At 44.2% G+C, this 24,265-nt stretch carries 18 protein-coding genes and 1 pseudogene; 15 read left to right on the top strand and 4 right to left on the bottom strand.

The window, feature by feature from the left end; all coding sequences use genetic code 11:
* Nucleotides 1–29 precede the first annotated feature (29 nt).
* From ACIFOD_RS06360 to ACIFOD_RS06295, 14 genes and pseudogenes are all read left to right on the top strand, one after another.
* On the top strand, nt 30–1,475 hold the full coding sequence (locus tag ACIFOD_RS06360) for a spore germination protein (RefSeq protein ID WP_397551875.1): 1,446 nt from the start codon (nt 30–32) through the stop codon (nt 1,473–1,475).
* Between the two features lie 313 nt (nt 1,476–1,788).
* Nucleotides 1,789–2,985, top strand: a complete 1,197-nt coding sequence (locus ACIFOD_RS06355) for a sensor histidine kinase (protein WP_430313960.1) — start codon at nt 1,789–1,791, stop codon at nt 2,983–2,985.
* Entirely contained in the window at nt 2,986–3,642 is a 657-nt protein-coding gene (locus ACIFOD_RS06350) for a response regulator (protein ID WP_430313959.1), read from the top strand. It begins immediately after the preceding gene.
* Between the two features lie 146 nt (nt 3,643–3,788).
* Nucleotides 3,789–4,464: pseudogene (locus ACIFOD_RS06345) on the top strand (ABC transporter ATP-binding protein); the annotation flags it as partial.
* A 271-nt stretch (nt 4,465–4,735) separates the two neighbouring features.
* Entirely contained in the window at nt 4,736–5,950 is a 1,215-nt protein-coding gene (locus ACIFOD_RS06340; RefSeq protein ID WP_430313958.1) for an ABC transporter permease, read from the top strand.
* A gap of 13 nt (nt 5,951–5,963) precedes the next feature.
* Entirely contained in the window at nt 5,964–7,121 is a 1,158-nt protein-coding gene (locus ACIFOD_RS06335; RefSeq protein ID WP_430313957.1) for an ABC transporter permease, read from the top strand.
* A gap of 219 nt (nt 7,122–7,340) precedes the next feature.
* A complete protein-coding gene (locus tag ACIFOD_RS06330; RefSeq protein WP_430313956.1) occupies nt 7,341–8,618 on the top strand; it encodes an ABC transporter substrate-binding protein in 1,278 nt (425 codons plus the stop codon).
* A gap of 89 nt (nt 8,619–8,707) precedes the next feature.
* Nucleotides 8,708–9,598 (top strand): carbohydrate ABC transporter permease, encoded by an 891-nt coding sequence (locus ACIFOD_RS06325; protein WP_397551881.1) that lies wholly within the window; start codon nt 8,708–8,710, stop codon nt 9,596–9,598.
* A gap of 15 nt (nt 9,599–9,613) precedes the next feature.
* Nucleotides 9,614–10,423 (top strand): carbohydrate ABC transporter permease, encoded by an 810-nt coding sequence (locus ACIFOD_RS06320; RefSeq protein WP_430313955.1) that lies wholly within the window; start codon nt 9,614–9,616, stop codon nt 10,421–10,423.
* A gap of 11 nt (nt 10,424–10,434) precedes the next feature.
* On the top strand, nt 10,435–11,175 hold the full coding sequence (locus ACIFOD_RS06315) for an MBL fold metallo-hydrolase (protein ID WP_430313954.1): 741 nt from the start codon (nt 10,435–10,437) through the stop codon (nt 11,173–11,175).
* A 114-nt stretch (nt 11,176–11,289) separates the two neighbouring features.
* Nucleotides 11,290–12,075, top strand: a complete 786-nt coding sequence (locus ACIFOD_RS06310) for an HAD-IIA family hydrolase (RefSeq protein WP_430313953.1) — start codon at nt 11,290–11,292, stop codon at nt 12,073–12,075.
* Nucleotides 12,076–12,387: 312 nt separating this feature from the next.
* Nucleotides 12,388–13,305, top strand: a complete 918-nt coding sequence (locus ACIFOD_RS06305; RefSeq protein WP_430313952.1) for a proline dehydrogenase family protein — start codon at nt 12,388–12,390, stop codon at nt 13,303–13,305.
* 53 nt (nt 13,306–13,358) lie between these two features.
* Nucleotides 13,359–14,990 (top strand): L-glutamate gamma-semialdehyde dehydrogenase, encoded by a 1,632-nt coding sequence (gene pruA, locus ACIFOD_RS06300; RefSeq protein WP_430313951.1) that lies wholly within the window; start codon nt 13,359–13,361, stop codon nt 14,988–14,990.
* Nucleotides 14,991–15,096: 106 nt separating this feature from the next.
* On the top strand, nt 15,097–16,368 hold the full coding sequence (locus ACIFOD_RS06295; RefSeq protein ID WP_430313950.1) for a PucR family transcriptional regulator: 1,272 nt from the start codon (nt 15,097–15,099) through the stop codon (nt 16,366–16,368).
* A 182-nt stretch (nt 16,369–16,550) separates the two neighbouring features.
* Here ACIFOD_RS06295 and ACIFOD_RS06290 read toward each other — a convergent pair whose 3' ends face one another.
* Both ACIFOD_RS06290 and ACIFOD_RS06285 read right to left on the bottom strand, forming a co-directional pair.
* Nucleotides 16,551–17,222: a permease gene (locus tag ACIFOD_RS06290; RefSeq protein WP_430313949.1), complete on the bottom strand. Its 672-nt coding sequence runs from the start codon at nt 17,220–17,222 to the stop codon at nt 16,551–16,553.
* Between the two features lie 504 nt (nt 17,223–17,726).
* Entirely contained in the window at nt 17,727–20,708 is a 2,982-nt protein-coding gene (locus tag ACIFOD_RS06285; RefSeq protein WP_430313948.1) for a lamin tail domain-containing protein, read from the bottom strand.
* Between the two features lie 407 nt (nt 20,709–21,115).
* On the opposite strand from ACIFOD_RS06285, the gene ACIFOD_RS06280 reads away from it, so the two are divergent.
* Nucleotides 21,116–21,637 carry an MgtC/SapB family protein gene (locus tag ACIFOD_RS06280; RefSeq protein ID WP_430314037.1) on the top strand — a complete coding sequence of 174 codons (522 nt, stop codon included), beginning with the start codon at nt 21,116–21,118 and terminating at the stop codon, nt 21,635–21,637.
* A 44-nt stretch (nt 21,638–21,681) separates the two neighbouring features.
* Here ACIFOD_RS06280 and ACIFOD_RS06275 read toward each other — a convergent pair whose 3' ends face one another.
* Nucleotides 21,682–22,251 carry a glycerol-3-phosphate responsive antiterminator gene (locus tag ACIFOD_RS06275; RefSeq protein ID WP_430313947.1) on the bottom strand — a complete coding sequence of 190 codons (570 nt, stop codon included), beginning with the start codon at nt 22,249–22,251 and terminating at the stop codon, nt 21,682–21,684.
* A gap of 404 nt (nt 22,252–22,655) precedes the next feature.
* A complete protein-coding gene (locus ACIFOD_RS06270) occupies nt 22,656–23,828 on the bottom strand; it encodes an iron-containing alcohol dehydrogenase (RefSeq protein WP_430313946.1) in 1,173 nt (390 codons plus the stop codon).
* Nucleotides 23,829–24,265 lie beyond the last annotated feature (437 nt).

The raw sequence follows: 24,265 nt of genomic DNA, 5'->3' as shown, positions 1-24,265 counted from the left end.
CCTCATACTAACTTTAGGGAGGATGAAGGATGCCTAAAATAGAAATGTGCCTAAAAGAAAATATAGAAAATATAAAAAATACCTTTCACGATACATCTGACCTTATCGTAAGAAATATAAAGTCTGGCAGCGAAGGTTCCCTCGAAATGAATATTGTCTACTTAGACGGAATTATCGATACAGATCTTATTCAGGATTATGTGGTAGGACCGTTATTAGAATCATTCAAGTCAATAGATTTTAATGAAACACTCATCGATCAAATCATTGGAAGGATAGTTGAATCTGCAGATGTGAAAACCACTTCTCAGTATCAAGAATTGATCGATGCCATCGTACAAGGAAGTACCGTATTACTGATTAACGGGTTTCGAGAAGGCATCATTATACCATCTCCCAAGTGGGCAGAAAGAAGCGTCGAAGCGTCAATTGGAGAACGTTCAGTAAGAGGTCCACAAATTGGATTAACAGAAAAGATGAAGACAAATATCAATTTGATAAGAGGTTCATTAAAAACGCCGGATTTGTGTGTGGAAATAGTAGAAATTGGCACCACTTCACCAACAACTGTTTCCATCTTATATATAGAAGGCACTGTCGATAAAGGGATATTAAAAGAAGTCAAAAAGAGGTTAAATAGTCTCAACTTAAAGTATGTCCTTAGTGAAAGAGTATTGGAGGATGTATTAGAAGGAAAGCCAAAATCTATTTTTTCCCGGCTTAGACATTCAGAACGAATTGACGGGGCAGTCTCTTCCTTATTTGAAGGAAGAGTGGTACTGATTGTGGACGGGTACCCTTTCGCCATCATAGCTCCTGCTTTATTTATCGATTTTATTCAGGCACCTGATGATTATCACATATCAATGGGCAAATTTACGAGCCGAATCATCCGTTTTATCGCCTTTCTATTAGGAGTGTACCTGCCAGCGGTTTACATAGCGTTAGCAAATTTTCATAAAGATGACTTACCAAACAAGATTTCAAAAGCAATCATTTCCGACGATGAACTATTGCCAACCTTTTGGGAGATCGCCATTCTTTTATTCTTGGTAAGAATATTAGTAGATGTTTCGTTTCGTCTTCCGCAAAGCGCGGTCATATTGGTGTCGTTAATCGGGACAATCGTCATTGGTGAAACGGCGGTCACCGCCAAATTGATCCACCCAGTCAGTCTGATCGTCATAGGGATAACCGCTCTTTCCAGTTTTTTGGGAGCTAACAGAGGACTGGTGGAACCTGATTCCACCTTAAGAATACTATTTTTGATAACGGCTAATTTTTTTGGATTTAATGGAATCATAATTGGGACAACCATTCTAATTTTGTATATGGTGAGTCTGAAATCGGTCGGTGTTCCTTATCTTTCACCTATCATTCCTTTTAAGATGCAGGAATTGAAGGATACATTCTATCGAGAAGATTTACAGAAGCTTACTAATAGCAAGCATTCTTATACTGAAGATGGTGATTGATGGTTGCATTGTGAAAAAGTTAATCATTATGGACTCGAATAGCCAACATCAATTGATGTTGGCTATTCCTTTGCAACTCAGGAATTGAGAAAGTTGATTCTCGCTTCAAGTGTTCAGCTTATTCTTGAACAATGAGCGCATAGTTTTCTTCCCCAAAGAAGCTTCTGTCCTTGAACATACCGTTACCACTCCCATCTATTGTTCATTATCACCTTACCAAACTACCAAATTAAGATTATAATGGTAATATATTCTACTTATACTATTCTGAAAAATCGAGCAGGAAGTAAAACCACACGATAGAGGTGATCCCGTGAAGCTAACGTTCTTGAGCAGTCTCCGTCTGGTCATGTTCATGATGATCAGTTACATCTACTATACTTCGGTTGGAACGCATACGACCGCTCAACTCATTTATGTGTTCATAGCCGGAATAGGCTTTATCGTGAATCATCTATTGCTGGTATCAACACGTGAACATACATATTATCCCCTTCCCTTGGCACTGGATTTCGTCTTGATTACCGGATTTGTGTTTTTTTATCCGGACTCAGCCCTCTATTTGATTCTGTTCGGTGTGAATGCGGTGACCCTTTTCTTGTTCACAGAAGATAAAAGGATTCTTTTGGGTTTCACCTTTGCCTTTTTCATTATCTGGGCTCTGTGCTTGTTTTATATTTACCGGGTTACCGGTACATTCTCGGTGATGGAAAATCTCATCAATTTCAGCTTGATTGTGTTTGAAGCAGTCGTCGGAAGGCTCATCCATAAATTGCTCCGTGCACAGGCGAAGATCGAAACCCAGTACGGGGAACTGCAGGAGACCCATACGGCGTTAACCTCCGCTCATGAGCAATTGCATCATTACGCCAGTCAGGTGGAGGAATTGACCCTGGTACGTGAACGAAACAGGATCTCTGGTGAAATCCATGATACGGTCGGTCATAAAATGACGGCGCTTCTCGTCCAGCTTCAGGTAGCTAGGGAGCTCCTGGAAGCCCGGCCAGAAACGAGCAAACAGAAGATCCAGCTATGTGAAGGTCTGGCGAGGGAAACCCTTCAGGAAATTCGCCTGTCGGTCAGGACCTTAAAGGATGATGATCAGCTACAATCTTTCGTCACGACGGTTCGAAAGCTACTGGAAGATTATCAGGTGATGACAGGGCTCACATCCAGTTTCTCTGTAAAAGGGGATGTCTCCAACATACCGATCTCCGTTCAACTGGATCTGACCCGGGTGATTCAGGAATCGATCACTAATGCAGTACGTCATGGTCAGGCGAAGGAATGCAGCGTCCGCCTGGAAATCTTTGAAACAAAAGTAGAAATCAGCATCCAGGATGACGGCACCGGTGCAGGGGAAGTCAACCCCGGATTTGGTTTGAAACATATGAGGGACAGAATCCATGAACATGGAGGGGCTACAGTGTTTGAAAGTTCGAAAGAAGGGTTCCTTGTGAAAGCAACGGTGCCGCTCATTGAGGTGAAATGGCAAATGGGGGGAATATAAATGGTCAAGATTTTAATCGTCGATGATCAGGAATTAATGAGGGACGGACTTGCTACGATTTTGGATCTAAGGAAGGAAATCGATGTGGCAGGGGTCGCGTCCAATGGACAGGAAGCGTTTGAGAAAGCCGGGGAACTCCGTCCAGACATCGTATTGATGGATATCCGTATGCCTGTCGCGAGCGGTGTGGAAGGAACAAAGCTTATCACATCCTCCTATCCGGAAATCAAGGTGCTGATGCTCACGACCTTCAATGACAGCGAACTCATCTTTGAAGCACTGGAAGAAGGGGCGAGCGGATACTTATTGAAGGATATGCCGACGGACGCCATCGTTCAGGCCATCATGACGGTTCAATCAGGTGGCATGGTCCTTCCCAAAGCACTGACGGCGGATATCGTCAGGGAAATGAGAAGGAATCAACCTTCAGATCAATCCACCACAGTCCCTGAAATCGTGAAGGAACTGACGGAACGGGAGCTGGAAGTCTTGAATCAACTCGGTCTCGGATTGAACAACAAAGAGATTGCAAGGGAACTGTACATATCGGAAGGCACTGTGAAAAATCATGTGTCCAATCTTATCAGTAAACTCCAATTAAGAGACCGGACCCAGGCGGCCATCTTTGCCGTCAGATATCATATCACGCATTATTAAAACATGACTTTTGGCATACAGACTCTATGAAATACAGCTACCAAGGCTGTATTTTTTTATGGGAATTTCTATCGCTGGAGGGATTTGGAAAGGGGAGATCCCCTCTATACTTAGGATATAGCCAATGAGAAAAAGGATGTGGAGATATGTTAGAGGTGAAAGACCTGAAGAAAAGCTATGGGAAAAAAGAGGTCGTGAAGAATGTGTCCTTTACGATCGAAAAGGGCGAATCATTCGGACTGCTTGGACCGAATGGAGCGGGAAAATCCACGACGATCTCCATGATTTGTGGTCTCGTGCCGTACGACCAAGGGGAAGTGCTGGTCTCAAGTCAATCTGTGAAAAAATTTCCGGTGCTTATCAAAAAGAAAATCGGAGTAGTTCCTCAGGAAATCGCCCTATATCCTACCATGTCAGCGAGGGATAACCTGTTGTTCTGGGGGAAGATGTACGGACTGACCGGTGCCAAGGCAAAGAAACGGGTAGAGGAAGTACTCGGAATTGTTGGATTGAAGGACCGGGGAAAAGACCGCATTGAAACCTTTTCAGGCGGAATGAGGCGAAGAATTAACATCGGTGCGGCATTGATGCACGAGCCGGAACTGTTGATCATGGATGAACCTACGGTGGGGATCGATCCACAGTCACGAAATCATATCCTGGAAACGGTCAAAGCCTTAAACGAAAAAGGCATGACCATCATCTATACGAGTCATTACATGGAGGAAGTGGAGTTTCTTTGTAACCGCGTCGGTATCATCGACCATGGAGAAGTGATTGCAATGGGGACGAAGTCTGAACTATGTAGCCGCTTAGCCGGAAGCAGCTTTATTCAAATGAAGGTCGAAAGCTTATCAGATGAGGCAATGAATATGTTGAAAAATGTAGCGGGAACTGCGCAAGTTGCTTTTCAACAAGAAGCCGGCATCATCGAAGTATTTGCGCCAAACCCCCAGGAAGTCGTAGCCTCCGTCATTACGGCCGCTGTCCATGCAGGCTTGAAAATAGAATCTGTTGAAATCAAAGAATCGAATCTCGAGGCGCTTTTCCTGCAGCTGACAGGACGATCTCTACGGGACTAGGGGGGATAGAAATGAGAATGTTCACCATTGCATGGAAAGATGTAAAAATCCGCCTCAAGGATGGAAAGTCCTTTATCACCCTGTTATTCATGCCCATTGTCTTGACGGCCATCCTTGGTTCAGCTTTAAGCGGGGCGTTCGGCGAAAGCGGCTCCCTTCCTGAACTGACAGCGGGAATCGTCGTTAGTTCAGAAGATCAACTGACGGAACAGTTCCTTAACGAGACCCTCCAGGGAAAAGAATTGAAGGAAAGCATAACCCTGAATGAATTTGATACAGAAGCAGACTTAAGAAAGGCACTCGAGAAGGGGAAGATAGACACTGGCCTGGTACTCCCTGAAGGCTGGGGAGAGGGAATTTTAAAGGGGGAAAAGATGCAGATTAAATTGTTGGAAGTTCCTGGGAAAGAAATCCAATCTTCCATCCTTTCCACCATAACCGAATCCTTCACCAATCGGGTGACCACCGTATCTGCAGCTTCCAGAACAGTGGCTGAGGAAATGACATCGGCTGTCCCAGTTTCCGATCAGGATATCTATCTCACCGGTACCATGGAGGACCTTACAGGAAAGCTTTCGGATATCGCAGGATCGGAGGTAAATGGAGTCACCTCTGAAAAAGATGGCAAAGAACCCCTTTCAGGCATGCAATACTACGCTGCCGCCATGGGAGTCATGTTTATTCTATTCAATACCACGATCGGTGCCAAAACGATCATCCAGGAACGAAATACCGACACACTATCCAGACTGATGACCAGTCCCATCCACCATTTGTCCATCATGGGAGGAAAGTTCCTAGGCACACTTTCATTTACCATTCTCCAGTTCATCGTGTTTATCATCGCTACTCACTTTCTATTCGGAGTGGATTGGGGAAGTAATGGATGGCAGCTAATCCTAATCGGCGTCGCATACTCCGTGTCCGTTTCGGGACTTGCGATGATGATCGCCGGCTTTATCTCAGAAGAAAAAACGGCAGACTCCATTGGAGGAATTGGCGTGCAAGTACTCGCACTCCTCGGTGGCTCGATGATTCCACTGGCTTCGTTTCCAAATGCCATTCAGCAATTTGCCAGCATCGCTCCAAATAAATGGGCACTTGGAGGCATACTAGACATCATGAACGGAACGGCCTGGAATACGCTTACCCTGCCCATCACGGTACTCGTACTGAGCGGTCTCACTGCATTGTGGATCGGATCACTGAAACTAAAGCATAGATAAGGAGAGAAAGAGGATGAGAAAAATCATAGCTATCGCCGTCTTTGAAATCAAACGAATCTTTCAAAAACGCCAGACGTTGCTGCTTCTGTTTGGAATGCCCCTCTTATTCACCTTCATCTTCGGAGGGGTTCTATCTGGGGATGGGGAGTATAAACCGGAAATTTCAGTAGTCGATGGGGACAAAACGGTTTTCTCCAAAGCATTGATTGATGATGTGAAAATGACAGACGCATTCCAATTCAAACTGGCTGATGCTGAATCAGTTGCCGAGAAGTTTGACAATCAGGAAATAACGGGATATATACGAGTAGAAAAAGGGTTTGAAGAAAAAAATCAAAAACAGGAAACACCGGAAGTCGTCTTTGTTTCCGCTCCTTCCTTCGAAGGAGCGGCCCTTGTGGAGCAGCTCATCAATGACAGTCTCGTGAAGCTTAACATCAGCACGGCGGCTGCAGGATTTTTTCAAGATATTACAGGGGAAGACCCAGCCGCCGTCCAAAAGAAAATATCAGAAGAACTGAAATCCGTCCCGAAGGCAGTTGAAACCGTCTCGGTGACCAAAAACAAAGACGTGCAAACGATGAACAATCTGACAGCACGTTCCACCGGCTTCACGATCATGTTCGTTATGATTGCCATGCTATCCAGTACCGGAATACTCCTCGAAGCGAGACATAATGGAGTCTGGTACCGGATGATGTCTACCCCTGCCACCAAAGTGGAACTATTGTGCGGATACTTGTTGGCATTCTTCCTGATCGGCTGGATCCAGTTCGGGATCTTGATGACCGTGTCACAATGGGTCTTTCATATTGAATGGGGCAACACGTTCGCAAACATCATCCTGGTTTCAAGCTTACTATTGTGCACCATCGGACTCGGCCTCTTTATCGCCGGTTTCGTCAAAACGTCAGAACAGCAATCCGTCTTCGGCAACCTCATCATCATCTCCACCTGTATGCTCGCAGGTGTCTACTGGCCAGTTGGAATCATGCCGAATTTTATTCAGGATGTGGCGAAATTCCTTCCACAGTATTGGGGGATGGAAGGGTTCGCTGAGTTGACGGTAAGAGGTGGGGGGATAGCAGATATCGTTGCACCAGTTGGCATCCTACTATGTTTTGGGGTTGTGTTTTTAATGGTGGGGGTGCGGAGGATTCGGTTTGAGTAGGGGAGTTTTTATTAACAATATGTAAAAAAAATGAAATCTCATTGCCAACTTTTAGTTAATATTGTATTATTGTGAATAATCAGACATATATATTAGACAGGTTATCGTCTAAGGGTAGAGATGCGGAAAATCCCTGTGACCAATGAAATGCATGACACTTATTTGTGATGCAGTTTATTGTTCATGGGTTTTTTTATGAAAAAAAGGGGAGGAATTGGCATGAAGTTCAAGGTTTTATCATTCGTTTTAGTGTTGATGGTCGTTCTTGCCGGGTGCAGCAGCAGTGAAACCGGGGGAGATGAAACGACTGAAATCGATTTCTGGTTCCCGGTAGCGGTTGGCGGGGATGTTGCGAAGATCGTTGATGGGTTTGTGGCGGATTTTGAAAAAGAGAATCCTGACATCAAGGTGAATGCTAAATATGGTGGCAGTTATGCTGAAACGATGACGCAGGTCATGGCATCGGCTCAGGCAGGAAATTCACCTGAGCTTGCCGTCTTATTCTCCATTGATCTGTTCACATTGCTTGAGAATGACCTGATTGAAGAATTGACGCCGATGTTTGATCAAGGGTATTTGGATGATTTCTATGATGGATTCATGGCGAACTCTTCCATCGATGATAAGGTGTACAGCCTGCCATTCCAGCGCAGTACCATCGTCCTTTACTATAACAAGGACGCCTTCAAAGAAGCAGGACTGGATCCGGAAGCTCCACCTGAAAACTGGGATCAGCTGGTGGAATACGGGAAGAAGCTGACGAAAAATGGAGGAAAGGACCAGTGGGGACTTGAAATTCCAAGTACCGGATACCAGTACTGGATGTTCCAGGCTTTAGCGCTTCAGACTGGAGACAACATCATGTCTCAAGATGGAAAGGAAGTACATTTCAACGCCCCATACTCAAAAGAAGCGATGGAATTCTGGTTATCCCTTGGAAAGGAACATAAAATCATGCCGGAGGGTGTCATTGAATGGGCGACGGTTCCTTCTGACTTCCTGAGTGGAAAAACGGCGATGATGTATCATACGACTGGGAACCTGACGAATGTGAAGAACAATGCGGACTTTGATTTCGGTGTGTCCTTCCTGCCGGCGAACAATGAGTATGGTTCCCCGACTGGAGGAGGAAACATCTACTTGTTCAAAGATCTTCCAAAAGAGAATAAGGAAGCTGCAATCAAGTTCATGAAGTTCCTTACAGAGCCTGAGCGTGTTGCTCAGTGGTCAATCGATACAGGCTATGTAGCCACAACCGAATCAGCTTATGAGACTGATTTGTTGAAGAAGTATGTAGAGGAATTCCCTCCTGCACTGGTTGCCCGCGAGCAGCTCGAGTATGCAGAAAGTGAACTCGCAACCTATCAAAATGGAGAGGTACAGAAAATCTTCAATGATCATATTCAATCGATCCTAACAGGTCAGAGCCCGGTTGACGAAGGGTTGGACAATGCACAAGAAAAAGTAGAAAAAGTGTTGGAGCCTTTTCAGGAATAAGGTTGCAGTGGAAGAATGAAGGGAGTGAGGCTCAAGTTGGCATTGTGCTGACTTGAGCTCCTACTTCAAGTGAAAGGTGGGTCCGATAGATGACAACGAAGCAAAGAAAACTCAGTACCGGGGCGAGAAATAATCTGTTTGCCTACGGGCTGCTGTTTCCTTCATTCATATTTTTGAGTTTGTTTACGTTTTACCCGACGCTCAAATCGATCCAGTTAAGCTTCTACAGTGGGCCGATGACCAGGCTGCAATTTTCGGGACTTGAACAGTATAAAGGAGTTTTGGAGGATGAGATATTCCGGAAGGTCATCCTGAATAACATCCTCTTCATGATCGGAACTGTGCCGACAAGTTTGTTCCTGGCGATGTATCTTGCCATCTGGTTGAATAAAAAAATGGCTGGAAGCTCTTTGCTTCGTACGTCATTTTTCTATCCGACCATCGTTCCGTTGATTGCGGTAGCGAATATTTGGCTTTTCATCTACACCCCTCAGTATGGGTTGCTCGATAACTTTCTGCAGATGTTCGGCCGGGGCGACACGAACTGGCTCGGGGATCCGGGTACCGTCATGATCGCGATGATTGTCATGATCATTTGGAAAGATGCGGGTTTCTTCATGATTTTTTATCTGGCAGGTTTACAGAATCTACCGAGGGATGTTTATGAAGCGGCTGAGATGGAAGGGGCGAAACCGTTCCAGATGTTCCGGCATATCACGTTCCCACTGCTGATGCCGACGACGCTGTTTGTCATGATTGTGGCGATTACGAATTCATTCAAAAATGTCGACCACCTGTACATAATGACCAAGGGTGGACCGGATAATGCGAGCAATCTATTACTCTATCATATCTATGAGGCAGCATTCACGAACTGGGATCTCGGCAAAGCCGCGGTTCTGACCGTGATTTTGATTGTCATCATGCTCGGTATCACAGCCTTCAACTATTTGTACCTTGATCGGAAAATCCATTATTAAGGAGGGGAAGATCTAATGAAAAAATTGAACTATGGAATCATTATTGTTTTAGGAATTATTTCATTCATTCCCCTCCTTTGGGTCCTCATCACCTCTTTCTCTCCCGGGAATCAAGTGATTAATGGGGGCTTTCCGTTCTGGGTCTCGAATCCAACGGTTGAAAACTATGTCAACGCGTGGAAGACTGCACCATTTTTGCAGTATTACTTCAATACGTTCGTCATCGTTTCTGGGGTATTGATTGTTCAGCTAGTCACCGTTACGCTGGCGGCATATGCGTTTGCACGGGTGAATTTCAAAGGGAAAAACGTCCTGTTCATCCTGTTTCTGCTGCAGCTGATGATTCAGCCTGAAATCCTGTTGTTCCCGAACTACCAGGTGATCAGCCAGCTCGGGCTCGTCAATACAAAACTTGCCGTTATGATGCCGTATTGGGCTTCAGCATTCGGGGTGTTCCTGATGCGCCAGACGTTCAAGCAGGTACCGTACGATCTTGATGAAGCAGCAAGAATGGACGGATGTAAATGGTATCAAACACTGTGGCATGTATATATCCCATCGGCAAAACCGACCTATATCGCATTTGCCCTTGTATCGGTCAGCCACCATTGGAGCAACTTCATGTGGCCGTTGATCATCACGGATTCTGTGGAGTCCAGGCCGTTGACCGTCGGACTTGCACTATTTGCACAATCATATGAAACGGGAGCGCAGTGGGGGATGGTCGCTGCCGGTACGGTAATGGTCATCATGCCTTTAGTGCTCGCCTTCTTCCTTTTTCAGAAACAATTTGTATCAAGCTTTATGCACTCAGGAATTAAATAGGTGGTGATGAGATGGACATTCATTTCTTAGGAACAGGGAGTGCGTATCCAGGTTCCGAACGCGACAATACATCAATCTGTTTCTCGAATAATGACTATCATGTGCTGGTCGATGTCAGCGGTAATCCTTGCCGGAAGCTGAAACAGTTTCATGTGGATTTAGGGGAACTTGATGCAGTGGTGTTCACCCATTTTCATATTGATCACATTTATGGATTACCTTCCTTGCTGTGGGGGATGTGGCTTGAGGACAGGAGAAAGCCTTTAAGAATTTTGTGTGATTACCGTAATGAGAAGAAGCTTAAGGAATGGCTCTCGACGATGGAAGCCGAGCAATGGCCGATTGCTTTTGCGATTGATATCGAGACATTTGATGGTGAAGGGGAAAAGGAACTTCTCTCTGGAGGTGGAATGACGTTTTCCTGCTTTAAGGCATTACATTCTGTTCCTACTGTCGGCCTTGAAGTACTATGTGCCGGCCGGCTACTCGTATATTCGAGCGATTCGGAAATCAACGCACGGATTGGTGAGTATGACCATATAGATATGTTAATCCATGAAGCGACTTCTGCCCGTAAAGTGGCAGGCAATCACAGCAGTCTCGTAGAAGTTGTAGAAAAATATGACATAGATAAGATCAAGAAAATCGTTCTCGTCCACTTATCCGACAAAGAACCGTATGAAGAAGAGGTGGCAAAGCTCGGCACTACAAAGGTTATCATCGGCGAAGATCTGATGACACAACGGGTATAAATGAAAAGATACAAGGATAGAGATCAGGAGATTCCTTGGGTATGACGAAAATCCAATTGTTCAATTGGGGAAATCGTCATGCTCAAGGAATTTTTTATTGAGTGGAGGGTACAAATGAAAAAACTAAAAGGATATATTTTTGACTTGGATGGCACCGTATATCTTGGTAAGCAATTAATAGAAGGAGCAGACACCATCATCAACTCTCTTCTCGATGAAGGGAAGAAGGTGCTGTTCCTGACGAATAAGACAATTGAATCCCGTCATCGTTATGTGAAAAAGTTGAACGGCTTTAAAATCAAGGCAAGCCTGGAGAACATTTTGAATCCAACGCTTACATTGATTGATTATTTACGGGGACATCATCCGGATGCCATATTGTATGTGATTGGTGAGCAGCCGATCAAGGATGAGCTGACACTTGCTGGATTCAGGGAAGGAATGACGCCAGCGGAGGTTGATGTCGTCGTGCTGTCATGGGACCGGGATTTTCATTACGATCATTTGAATTTTGCCTACCAGTCGATCAAGCTTGGTGCGAAGATGATTGCGACCAATCCGGACAGAACCTGTCCAGTAGAGGTTGGAGATGTTCCTGACTGTGCGGGGATGATCGGGGCGGTGGAAGCGGTTGTCGGTAGAAAGATCGATGTACAGATTGGAAAGCCTTCTAAGCTGACCATCCAGGCAGCTCTAAAAATATTAGAACTTAAGCCGGAAGAGTGCGTGATGATCGGTGACCGCCTTGAGACGGATATCCGGATGGGCATCGAAGCCGGGATGAAAACAGCACTCGTTCTCAGCGGGGTCACGACCGAGGAGGATTTGAGGGGGACGGTTTGGACGCCTGATTATGTGTTGCCTTCGGTCAAAGGGTTGTTATCGGATAAAATGAAATAAGTGCAAAGCTAAGACGGTTCTTACTCTACTTTTCGGGGAAATAGTAGAGTAAGAACCGTCCCTGATTTTTAAAGCCCCTTATCATATGTTTATTAATTAGACGGAAACCCATTACATAAATTTTCAAATCTTTGGTCCGCCTCCCCTTTTGTGCTTCCGCCATAACTCAACCCACAAATATTTGTGGCTCGAGCACGTTGTTTCCGAGCCACTATTCCCGTTATAATTTTCTTAAGATTTACATTTCTTCGTTTAATCACCCCGTGCTTGAGGTAACAGTCACTATAAGAAGTATAAGGAGGTGTTGTAATCTTGGAAGCAATAAGTAAGCGTTTTTTCTTGTTTCTTTCTCACAATAAGGCGTTGGATAAGATGGCCAAACGGTGGGGTTCAAGATTTGGGGCTAACAAGCTTGTGGGTGGAGAGACCTTTGTACAAGCGATTCCATTGATTACGCAATTGAACGAGGAGGGATTCCAGGTTACAGTCGATCATCTTGGTGAGTTCGTCGATTCCACAGAGGTGGTGCGGGAGAATGTCCAAGGATGCATCCAGAGTATCAGTGCCATTGCCTATCATGGGTTGGAGACTGAAATCTCTGTCAAACTGACTTCCCTGGGATTGGATATCAGTCAAGATCTTGTCATGGAAAGCATGGAGTTGATTCTCTCAAAGGCAAATGAAAGCGGAATCACGGTCACTCTCGATATGGAGGATTCCTCGAGGTGCCATGCCATCCTTGACGTTTACAAGAAGCTCCGTCAAAAGTACGACAATGTGGGGGCGGTGATTCAATCTTATCTCTATGTTTCAGAGAAGGATGTGGATGATCTCAATCAGTTCTCCCCTTATTTGAGGCTTGTGAAGGGTGCATATAATGAATCGGGTAAAGTGGCGTTCCAGGAGAAGAAAAAGGTGGATGAGAATCTAAAACATCTCATCAAGAAGCAGCTCTTGAACGGCCATTATACAGCGGTCGCAAGCCATGATGAAGCAATCATCGATTACACGATCGGATTAGTGAAAGAACACAATATCCCGAATGATCGCTTCGAGTTTCAAATGCTTTACGGAATGCGGAACCAACTGCAATCCGAATTACTGAAAAAAGGATATACCGTCCGCATTTACCTGCCATATGGCGAGGATTGGTTCGGGTATTTCATGCGACGTCTGGCGGAACGGCCGGCGAACATCGCATTTGCACTGAAAGGGATTTTCAGCAAGTAAACTTTTTAAAAAAACATCCAGACAGAATGTAATCAGAAAGGAATGTGAAGAGAATGAGTAACGGAATTTACAACATCCCAACACCTACAAATGAGCCTGGTAATACATATGCCCCAGGTACGAAAGAAAGAGAAACGTTAAAAGCTGAGTTAGAGCGCCAAGCTGGTCTCGAGGTTGAGATCCCGGTCATCATCAATGGTGAGGAAATCAAGACAGATACAGTGAAGCAAGTGGTGATGCCACATGATCACAAACATGTGTTGGCTACCTATTCACAAGCTGGAGAAAAAGAACTTCGCGATGCAGTAGAAGCGGCAATGGCTGCGAAAGAATCATGGTCCAATATGCCATGGCAGCACAGAGCATCCATCTTCCTGAAAGCGGCTGACTTAATCTCTGGTCCATACCGTGACGTCATCAATGCGGCAACGATGTTAGGACAATCCAAAACAGCGTATCAAACGGAAATTGATGCTGCACAGGAATTAGCTGATTTCTTACGCTTTGGCGTTGATTATGCAAACCAAATCTATCAAATGCAGCCGGACAGCATGAAAAACATTTGGAATCGCTTGGAATACCGAGCGTTGGATGGTTTCGTACTAGCGATCTCCCCATTTAACTTCACGGCAATCGGTGGAAACTTACCGTCAGCTCCTGCGATCATGGGGAACGTAGTTGTATGGAAACCGGCAACAACGGCTATACTATCAAACTACTACTTTATGCGTATCCTGGAAGAAGCAGGACTACCTAGGGGCGTTATCAACTTCGTGCCATCCCGTGGTTCACAAGTATCAGAAGTCGTATTAACAGACCCACGCATGTCCGGATTCCACTTCACTGGATCAACAAGCGTGTTCCAGACGATTTGGAAAACAGTAGGAGAAAACATCACTAACTACAAATCATATCCTCGTTTAGTTGGGGAAACAGGTGGTAAAGACTTTGTCTTCGCTCACGAAACGGCACAAGCAGACAAAGTAGTCGCTGCACTTGTTCGTGGTGCATTCGAATACCAAGGTCAAAAATGTTCAGCAGCTTCCCGTGCCTACATCCCTGCAAGCATGTGGGAAGAAGTGAAAAATGGTGTCGTGGAAGAAACAGCTAAGCTTAAAGTAGGGGATGTCAGAGACTTTAGAAACTTCATGGGTGCGGTCATTGATAAACCTGCCTTTGATTCCATCACAAGTTACATCGACTACGCGGCTGATTCTGAAGAAGCCGAAATCATTGCCGGTGGTACGTATGATGATTCTGTTGGATACTTCATTCAACCGACTGTCATCGTCACAACGAATCCAAACTTTAAATCGATGACCGAAGAAATTTTTGGACCGGTATTGACGATTTATGTATACGAAAATGACCAATTAGAAGAGACATTGACTTCTGTGGATACAGCTTCCATGTATGCATTAACGGGTGCGATCTTTGCACAGGATCGTGAAGCGATCATGCACTTGGAACGACGTCTTTCAGGTGCAGCTGGTAACTTCTACATCAACGATAAACCAACCGGTGCCGTAATCAACCAACAACCATTCGGTGGTTCACGCGGTTCAGGTACAAACGATAAAGCAGGCTCTATTTTCAACATGATTCGCTGGACCAGTCCTCGTATCATCAAAGAAAACTTCGCGCCAACAACAGACATTACCTATCCATTTATGGATGAGGAATAAATCGAACACGATGAGCTCTCCCGACCAGGGGGAGCTTTTCTTTTTTTATTGGGGGATTTAACGCTATAATAGGAATCACAAACACTCGTGGAAAGGTTAGATTCCTATGGAAGCACTTGATATCATCCTCCAAACAGAAGACATTCATAAAGCAACGGAATTGATCAGCTCAAAATTAGGCAATCCCGTCATCATTGAAAACAAAAATTTCGAACTGATTTCATACAGTTCCTCTTCTAATAAATTCGACCAAACACAGCTAAAGACGATCCTCACGAAAAAATGTCCGGTCTTCATCATCGATCGACTGAAAAAAGAAGGAATCGTACACCAGCTCGAAAAACATTCCGATCCAATCCGGGTGCAGGCGATGGAAGAGTTAGGATTCCACCAGCGTGTCGTCATTGCAGCAAAGTACCTGGGAAACACGATGGGATATATTTGGGTTCAGGAATCCAGCCGTCTCCTCGAAAATGAAGAGCTCGCTTTCCTGGAAGAGATCTCATCACACCTTGGAAACCTGATCAATGATATGTACGCAAAGGTCAATATCAAAAAGGACAGAAAAGAAGAAGTGCTCTGGCATCTTCTGCAGCACGAGTACGGAAGTGAAAGCCAGCTCCGCCATGACGCTTCCCTCGTCAAGCTGACCCTGCCGGAACGGTTCACGGTAGCGGTGTACTCAATCGCATCATCGCAATATAAGTCCATGCTGGACCAACTTGAGAAGCTGGTCCAGGAATCCAGCTTCAACACAAACATTTATTCATTGAGGACGGAATACCAGGTGATCCTGGTTCTCTACGGTAAAGCAGACACACCGTCATCTTCACTGGAATTAGCCAGGGACCTCGTCGATAAGGTGAAAGAACAAACAGGCGAAGAAGAATTCTACAATTTCCTCATCGGGATTGGGAAGGAATACACCACCTTATACCAAATGAGAAAGAGCTTCTTAGAAGCGTCTGAGGTCATTGAAACGGCTAACTTCATCAGTCCGCGTCCTGAATCAATGCCACGGGAATTTGCTCAATTGGGCATTTACCGTTACCTGCCAACGCTCTATGAGAAAAACACTTCAAAGGATTATTACAGTGATGATTTGTTGTCATTGATCAAGAATGATGTGAAGAAACAGACAGATCTGCTCAAGACACTTGAAGTGTACTTGGCGAATGACGGAAAGGGTAAGCAGACCGCCAATGAATTGTTTATCCACCCGAACACGTTGAATTATCGAATCAAAAAAATACAAGAACTGACTACGATTGATTTTAATGATTTTAATATGAAGGTATACTTGTATACTGAATTACTCCTCCTGAACAATGTTGAAGCATATTATCAGAGGTATAAGGATGCTTTGAAAGGGATTTGAAGCCGGGTATAGGATTTGATATAAGTACTTAAAAGAAAACCAGATTTGATTCGAAGGGGTTCCGTTTAGGCAGGGAGAACCTTAAATCACACCCAAATTAGCAGCAGAAATAGCAATGTAAATAACATTATATTTAACAGTGAAAAATCCAGAGCTAATGACTCTGGGTTTTTATGTTTTATTTATATAAATCTATTTATATATTCGCCAAATATTTTGTTCATAACTTTGGGGGTGTTTTCTAAATAAACATTCATTTGTTCGATGTTCGATTCGAATTGATCAGAGTTACTTTCTTCTGTTGGAAAATCAGATATTCCTTTTATAATAATGCACTCAACATCATTCTTCTTACAGATATAAGCAATTGCACCCGCTTCTGTATCGGCTATTGTAATTTCGTTTTCTTTAAGTTCTAAATAGTCCTTCCACATAACTACTGCTTTATCAGCGGTGCCAATTGTTCCGGTATAAAAATCATTTCCATATTTTGATAGATCAAAATCGACTATGAAGGATTGTTTAATAAGAGGCTCGATTTCTTTTACTGTGCAATCATATTGAACGGCTTTATCGGGTACAAAAATATCCAAATTACTGAACTTATCATCTATTCCTGCACATGTTCCAGCAACGATTACTTTAGTTAAATTAAATGTAGAAATCATATACTGATTACCACCAACACCATTTACTTTTCTTACACCGGTACTATAAAAAATAAGTTCGGTATCATTCATTGTTCTTATGAAATACTCGCCATAAGGATAACCGAAACGTTCATTATCTTTTATGCCGAAGTATTCCAATGTCGCTTCATATTCCCACTTCGTTGCTATACTTATTCCTATCATCGACTTATCACCCTATAAATATAATTTGTCACTATTGAATGTCTATACACGGTCTGAATTGCATTTTTAACACTATCCTTCTTTACTCTGTTCATCAACAATTCGTTATTAATATGTAAATATCCTTTTTACTAACCTGCTCCTTTAACGGAACAACAATTCGAATAAGTATGGGAAATTCTGATAACACCAATTTATCATGAACTATATTTCGCGGCGGCATCCATCAAATATTTCTATGGAAAAACACTCTAAAACAAAGAATAGCAGACCAAAAGTTTCACCATTGGTCTGCTATTTTTATGTTAATTGAGGTGTTAAAGAGCATTCTATTTTAGTTGCGAATTGTATTTTTCTCCTTATCAACAGAACGGGTTACTAATTTGGATTCTGGTTTTTTTCGCTGTCTGAATACAATGCAAAATGTTATTTCAGTTATGATTTAAGGTTTTCCCTCTCTAAACGGAACCCGTTAGATTGAACGCCGCTTCCTTTTTCGTGCTATTACAACCCTTTATCATCCTTCATCAATTTCTTCATATCGATCTTAAGCATCCGGTCCATCGGGTAGGTGGTCGTATAACGATATTTATCAGCACCGGATTCAAATACGACGTAGAGCTCTTTTTGTACTTCCACGATTCCCTCAGGCATCGGAATGGCTTCGATACTCTGACGCGGTTTTGCCGTGTGACCATCAAGGAACCAGAGAGGTACCTGTTTTCCTTCAACCGTAACATGGGAATGAGGGTCTTCTTTTAACGGGTATTCATATCGGTACAGCACACTGTCGTTGGCTCTTCCATAGGAGGTACTGAGAGTGACGCCATTCCTTGCCGCCTTCTGCATGATGGCTCCCTGGACTTTCCCTGTCGTCGAGAGAACGTAATCCGGCACGGCATTGTGGTCAGGCGAGCCATTCCAATGGGCTTCACTCAGCATGTCGTTGTTTCGTTCCAAATTAAACCCGATCATCCATGCATAGTGTATTTCCCCGTTACGGTTTTCGATATGATGCGATGGATCGGTCGGATAGGAGTTTGCCTCATAGAATTCCCCGACCCAGAGAATGCCTTCATCATAAACGGTGTAAGCTGCTTCGACCGGTAATGGAATCTGTTTTGTGAACTGGATTTCTCCGTTGTTTTCTGCTTGTTCTAGGTCGCTTAAATTGAAGCTGAACAAGTGATTTTCGGATGCTACCCAGCCGTGATCACGACTGACGGTAACTCCGCCTGCATGACCGGTATACGGTGTGCCGTCCGTATTGTAAAGAACAACTGATTTTACTAATTCTCCAGTTGTACGATCTGTTACGGTAATGGTACCCGGCCTAATCCCATCATCGACGTAGCTGACGGTAAGCAGCCAGTCTTTTTTCTTATAATAGGTCAATCCTTGAGGAACGAGTCCTTGGGATAGTCCAGCGATCACCGGGCCGTCGGAACTGATATCCCAGAGACCCTGGTAAGCAGAATCTTTTTCATGTTCCCACCGTTCCAGCTGCGTGATGATCTGGTGTTCCGGCGTTACGAGTACAGGGGCTGATTTCTCCGATATGTTTCCTGATGTATCCTCTGCGCTTACTTGTAACGTGTATGTTTGATTACCGACCAATGTATATAGTGTAAATTCCGTCTCGGATGGATCTACGGAGTATTCAAGTTCGCCATCTTTGTAAATGTGATACCGGTATAGATCGGTTTCAGTTGAAGCGTCCCAGGTTAAAACAGCTTCCCCGTTGCCCGGAGTTGCCTCAAGGTTGGTCGGTGTTTGCGGTGATTCTTCATCTGACACGGGGCGGTCCGGTGCTTGCTCTTCAACAACCCAGCCCGGAGTCGGATATTGGCCAGCTGCCAATTTTTCCATTGTCCGGGTATTATCCTTAGGATAGGAATAGGTGACGGTTTGTTTTAGAGAAACGTCCTCTCCGGAATATTCGGCTCTGACGACTTCGAGTCCATCAGGATCATACACGGTCAGTGTATTGCCACCGTTCACCAGGCCGGCGATATCCCCAAGGACGATTGTATCCTCTTCTTGAAGATACTTGCTTTTGTAAGAATAGAAATAGTTATAATTGAAGGCTTCGAGGGAAATAGGGCTGATGCTTGCGTTTCTAGTCCAGATCACCACAGTATCCCAAGGCTTCAAGATGTGAGTGTCCCCGATTTCTTCTTCCCAGTTATAGGAGGCGAATCGATACCCTTCCAGATCGATCGGGTCCGGGCTGTTGTTATAAAGCTCAAAGTATTCGAATGCATCGTAGCTTGCATAGTTATCTGTGTTCGGAATCAATTCGGTGATCAGCAGGTTTGGTGTCGGTACGTTTTCTGTCGGTCCTGTGACGAGTGGTGCAGAAGCTTCCGATTTATTTCCGACTTGATCGAATGCCGTCACCTCGAAAGTATATTCCCTGTTCAACTCCAGAGGAGATACGATCAAACTCGTTTTGTCAGCAGCGACTGTACCGTAAAGTGTTCCGTTAATGTAGACGCGGTCTCCGGCAAGATCACTTTCTGTATTGGCAGTCCAAAGCAACTTGACATGATCGTTCCCTGGATTTGCTTTCAGTCCGGAAGGCGTGGCTGGGGGTTCACTGTCCACGACCTCCTGTGGAACAACCCGGACTTCTTTTGTTGCCGGAGATTCGTTTCCTTCCGTGCCCACAGCCGTCACCCGGAACGTGTATGCCTGACCATTTTTCAATCCATCAATGATTGAAGTGGTCGCATCTGTAGAAGTGGTCGTTCCATCAGAGTGGTAGATCGTGTAGGAGACTGCACTTTCTGAAGCTTCCCACTCAAGGGTAACCGATTGGTTGGCAGGAGTAGCAGTTAGGTTAGATGGTGTAGTAGGACCTGATACTTGTTCAGGCAGTAAAACGGCAGGAGTTGGTGGTTCATCGTTGCCTAACTTCATCATCTCAGCTGAGCTGGTTACCTGGTAAATGATACTGCGGTTTGTAATACCATCGACTCCCCCATCATTGATGAGTGCAGTACTGAGAATATTGTCCTCCGCATCTGCAATCCCTACCTGGCGAAGGCTGCTGTCATGCAGTCCTTGACCGGAAGTCGTCAGCTTGATTTCGTATACGTCATGGGGAGTGAGGTACATGTCATAGTTGGAGTTGAAGTCCCACAGCGGTACATCAGGATAAGCGAATTTCTTTAACCAGAGGACCAGGGAATCCTTAGGCTGGATGGTTTTGTCTTCGATGGGCCATCGGTTGGCCGGGCTTGAGAAGTTACTCGTGAAGTATTGGAGTTGGTAATCTTGTAGATTGATTGCTTCTGAGGTGGTGTTGTAGATTTCAACGTACTCATAGGGCTGTCCTATTCCTGCGGATTTGGTGACGATTTCCGTGATGACAAGAGGCGGAGTGGATTCATTCGCACTTGCGCTGTGAGCATGAATCAATAAAAGTCCTGCGATTCCTAAAGCAAGAAGGACAACTATCCGGCTGATCGATCTGTTTTTCAACTTAATTTCCTCCTTTTAAAATGTTATTTATGTATAAATGAAAAGAACCCCATGGCAATGGAGTGCACGATAATCGTACACGCGATTGACACAGGGTTCTCCTCATCTCTACCCGCTATATTCACTAATTAAATCCATCATACAATGTGCTCTTACTGGAGGCAATGGTCATTTAGGTTTAATTTATTGTATATTTAGAATTTTTAGAAATATCATTGAAATGAAGGGAAGATTTGTGTATGATAAAAGGAATATTATGAGGAATGAAGCTTGATAGGAAGAGGAGAAGAGATCACCTATGAAGCGAACTGTATGGTTTTTTTCACTTTGAAGTGGGGGAAATCAGGCATTCGTTTTGTGGCGCGGTCTCTTTTTCATTTAAGGAGGATGGCGGCATGACACATTACATGAATGTAGTATCAGAATTCTTCTGGCAGCATGATATCTATTTCCGGATTTTGGTCAGTGCTGTATTGGGATTCATCATCGGATGGGACAGGACTTCTAAAAATAAGCCCGCTGGTTTAAAAACATATACGTATGTGTCGGTGGCATGTACATTGATCACAATCGTCTCCATCGAAGGGGCAGAGATGCTCAGTCAACCGGATAGCGGAAAAGTGATGGACCCGTTTCGTCTGGCGGCGCAGATCGTATCAGGCCTCGGATTCCTAGGTGCAGGCGTGATCCTGAAAGATGGATTGAGGGTGAAAGGCCTGACTTCAGCTGCGATGATTTTCTACGTTGGGGGAATCGGGATTGGTATCGGAGCCGGATTTTATTCCATTGTCATCTTCGCCACACTGGTAACCTTCATCATTACGAAGATAGGAAACTTCTTTGAAGAGCATGACATCACATCAGTGCGCCTTCCATGGACCCGGAAAAAAAGAAAGACAGAGGATGTAGAAGAAAAGGTTGGAAGTTAAATAGAGATTGAGCTCATCTCCCATGGGGTGAGCTCTTTTTTTGGTTAAAATTCGAGATTCCACAGCTTAGGATCCCCAGAAGATATGGCGAGTGCACCGGCTCTTAGTCCATTCAGAATATCTTGCTTATTACTGATTAGGCCACCAGCGATGATTGGCAGCGTAGTCATGGTCGTCAGGTTATCAATCACGGACGGCATAAGACCAGGAAGGACTTCAATCGCATCCGGCTTGCAGTTATGGGCAATATCAATTCCTTTGACAAGGGCATTGCGGTCGATGAGAAAAAGGCGCTGAATCGTCATCAAGCCTTCTTCCTTCGCATACTTAATCAGGTTGCTCCTCGTTGTAATGATACCAGCCGGCTTCCAAATTTCTGCTATGTATTTAATGGCACTCTTCGTATTGGACAACCCATCGATGAAATCAATATGTATAAACGTGGTTTTACCGGCTTCCTTCAGCTTTTTCAAATACCCGTCCATCGTAATCAAATTGCCGGTAAGGATGAACACGATGTTGGCGTTTGACTGTATGGCCTTTTCCAAGTCTTTTTCTTCCTTAATGGAAGCGATGACTTGGGATTGGACGATGTCGATAATGTTTGGTTTCATATATTATGCCCCTTTGAAGAGTCTGAATATTGTTTCTTTTAGTATAGCATAAATATTTAATAGTTAAGAGGGGCTTATCCTCATATTGGGGTCAGACCCCATTCTCTAACGACCGTGCGATTGTCGAAGATCGGAAAGAAAAAAGAGGATGAGAAAGAAGAGAAGAAGGCAGGGATGTAAAGCAAGGGTTCCGTTTTCTGGTGCTCTTCATATAAGTGAATGAAGGCTGACCTGTGATTTGGCATGGGGCAGTTTTTGTGTGCAATCAGACCAGTCTTCCCTTAGTTGCTAGATACAGACTTTCACATGACTAGTAACACTTGGGGAAGAATCATGCTCACTAGTAAAAAGCAGAGCCCAGGGAATCCCCTAAGCTCTGCTTTACTTATTTGTTCAATTGATCTTTACGCTTTCACTAAAGATTCCTTGCCATAGAAAGCGGCTTTAAATAGCTCTTTCATTTGTTCTTGACTCGTCTCACGTGGATTGGTGCCTGTGCATGGATCTTCCATAGCATTTTTAGCCATTGTATCAACATGCTTGTTGAACTCTTCTTCGGATACACCGTAGTCCTGAAGGGTAGTGGCAAGACCGAGGTCTTTGTTCAATTGATAGATATATTCAACAAGAGAATCAGTCAATTCGGTATCGTTATTTCCTTTCAGATTCAGACGGCGGGCGATTTCAGCAAAGCGATCTTCCACGACCTCACGGTTAAACTGGATTACGTAAGGCAGGTAAATCGCATTGGCATAGCCATGCGGAATGCCGAACGTTGGACCACTTTTGTGGGCAAGGCTGTGCACGTTACCGAGTACAGCGTTGGCAAAGGCCATGCCTGCCATGGCTTGAATGGTGTGCATTTTCTTAGCGGCTTCCTGGTCGCCCTGATAAGAAGCAAGAAGGTTATCTTTGATCACTTCAGCTGCGCCTAGTGACAGGATATCCGTATACATGGTACGCGGTTTCGCTACATAAGCTTCGATTGAGTGCGTGAATGCGTCCATACCTGTATAAGCAGCAATGTGCTTCGGCAGTTCATTAATCATAACCGTATCGATAATGGCGACATCCGGCGTTAATTCGAAGTCAGCAACTGGATATTTCACGTTTGTGGTTTCATCGGCTAGAACAGAAAGGTTGGATACTTCCGAACCACTTCCGCTTGTCGTCGGAATACCGGCGAATTTCGCTTTATTGCGAAGACGCGGCAGCTCGAATGGCTTAATTGCATCTTCAAAAGCAAGGTCCGGGTGCTCATAATAGAGCCAAATCGCTTTGGCAGAATCCATCGCCGATCCTCCGCCGATGCCGATTATCCAATCCGGCTGGAACTCCTCCAGGTCTTTTGCTCCCTTTTTGACCATTTCAAAGGTCGGCTCTGTATTGAAGCCTTCCAGTACTTTTGTTTCTATATTGGCAGCTGCCAGGTGTTCCTGTACCTTGGTGAGGTTTCCGTTACGTTTAACAGAACCTCCTCCAATAACGAGTGCGGCTTTTTTACCTTCAAAAGACCGTAACACTTCAAGTGCATTCTCTTCGAAATAAATATCGCGTGGAATTGTAAAACGACTCATAGTAAAAATAGCCTCCTAAAGTTTCATTAATTGATTATCGTTTTTAGTGAAAAAATTACCCTTACCGTTCATCGGAGGGCAATGGAATGTAATATTCCCATTTCATGAATGTATAAAACATCATCGATTGCTCGCAAAGCATCTGGAAAGTTTAATAAAGGAGTTGTGGGAAGACAGAATTCACATACAATGAAAGGTGAAAATCACCATGTTACTTGCCCCAAACTTAAGATCTCTCCATACTTCATAAGGATGGTACTCAACTATAAGTCTCTTTATCAACCATTGCTCTTTTTTAGGTTGGGCAGAATAATGGAAATATTTGCTTCTATTAAATTAGTGAATTGAAACGAAAAGAATTTATTAGACCAGTTGAAGACTGGTTAAAGTGACCCTAGTTGATTAGTCCTCAGTCATACAATTTATTCAAAAACAGG

The sequence above is a fragment of the Rossellomorea sp. NRS-1567 genome (assembly GCF_050467885.1).
Taxonomy (GTDB): Bacteria; Bacillota; Bacilli; order Bacillales; family Bacillaceae_B; genus Rossellomorea; species Rossellomorea aquimaris_C.
This window is presented reverse-complemented; position numbering and strand designations above follow the sequence as displayed.

Excerpts from the sequence above, each read along its gene's own strand:
- pruA (WP_430313951.1), top strand. The coding sequence starts at position 13,359 with ATGAGTAACGGAATTTACAACATCCCAACACCTACAAATGAGCCTGGT.
- ACIFOD_RS06340 (WP_430313958.1), top strand. The coding sequence starts at position 4,736 with ATGAGAATGTTCACCATTGCATGGAAAGATGTAAAAATCCGCCTCAAG.
- ACIFOD_RS06310 (WP_430313953.1), top strand. The coding sequence starts at position 11,290 with ATGAAAAAACTAAAAGGATATATTTTTGACTTGGATGGCACCGTATAT.
- ACIFOD_RS06270 (WP_430313946.1), bottom strand. The coding sequence starts at position 23,828 with ATGAGTCGTTTTACAATTCCACGCGATATTTATTTCGAAGAGAATGCA.
- ACIFOD_RS06275 (WP_430313947.1), bottom strand. The coding sequence starts at position 22,251 with ATGAAACCAAACATTATCGACATCGTCCAATCCCAAGTCATCGCTTCC.
- ACIFOD_RS06325 (WP_397551881.1), top strand. The coding sequence starts at position 8,708 with ATGACAACGAAGCAAAGAAAACTCAGTACCGGGGCGAGAAATAATCTG.
- ACIFOD_RS06315 (WP_430313954.1), top strand. The coding sequence starts at position 10,435 with ATGGACATTCATTTCTTAGGAACAGGGAGTGCGTATCCAGGTTCCGAA.
- ACIFOD_RS06330 (WP_430313956.1), top strand. The coding sequence starts at position 7,341 with ATGAAGTTCAAGGTTTTATCATTCGTTTTAGTGTTGATGGTCGTTCTT.
- ACIFOD_RS06280 (WP_430314037.1), top strand. The coding sequence starts at position 21,116 with ATGAATGTAGTATCAGAATTCTTCTGGCAGCATGATATCTATTTCCGG.
- ACIFOD_RS06335 (WP_430313957.1), top strand. The coding sequence starts at position 5,964 with ATGAGAAAAATCATAGCTATCGCCGTCTTTGAAATCAAACGAATCTTT.
- ACIFOD_RS06295 (WP_430313950.1), top strand. The coding sequence starts at position 15,097 with ATGGAAGCACTTGATATCATCCTCCAAACAGAAGACATTCATAAAGCA.
- ACIFOD_RS06290 (WP_430313949.1), bottom strand. The coding sequence starts at position 17,222 with ATGATAGGAATAAGTATAGCAACGAAGTGGGAATATGAAGCGACATTG.
- ACIFOD_RS06350 (WP_430313959.1), top strand. The coding sequence starts at position 2,986 with ATGGTCAAGATTTTAATCGTCGATGATCAGGAATTAATGAGGGACGGA.
- ACIFOD_RS06320 (WP_430313955.1), top strand. The coding sequence starts at position 9,614 with ATGAAAAAATTGAACTATGGAATCATTATTGTTTTAGGAATTATTTCA.
- ACIFOD_RS06360 (WP_397551875.1), top strand. The coding sequence starts at position 30 with ATGCCTAAAATAGAAATGTGCCTAAAAGAAAATATAGAAAATATAAAA.